Annotated in this window: 1 protein-coding gene; it reads left to right on the top strand. The window is 60.2% G+C overall.

The features are described from left to right. Positions 1 to 389, top strand: a 389-nt coding sequence (locus E5W87_RS35655; protein WP_292408730.1) for a porin, incomplete at both ends; no start/stop codon positions are given.

Here is a 389-nt window from a genome sequence, read left to right as displayed (position 1 = left end):
CTGAACTTCGCCTGGATCCAGCTCGGTGGTCTTCGCGTCGGTAAGGACGAATCGGCCTTCAACACGTTCATCGGCTACGCCGGCAACGTCATCCAGGATACGCTGGTTCCCTACGGTGGTTTCGATACCAACGTCGTCCAGTACTACTTCGACGCTGGCAACGGCTTCTCGGCCGTGATCTCGCTCGAAGAAGGCGAAGGCTTCCACACGATCGACAGCTACGTTCCGCATGTCGTCGGCGGCGTGAAGTGGACGCAGGGCTGGGGCGCGATCACCGGCGTCGTTGCTTACGACAGCAACTACGAAGAAGTGGCCGGCAAGGTTCGCCTTGACATCACCCCGATGGAGAACCTGTCGCTGTTCATCATGGCCGGCTACGGCACGGACGA

Source organism: Mesorhizobium sp. (assembly GCF_004962925.1).
GTDB lineage: Bacteria > Pseudomonadota > Alphaproteobacteria > Rhizobiales > Rhizobiaceae > Mesorhizobium.
The sequence above is the reverse complement of the archived record's forward strand: the minus strand, read 5'-3'. Positions and strand labels throughout refer to the sequence as shown.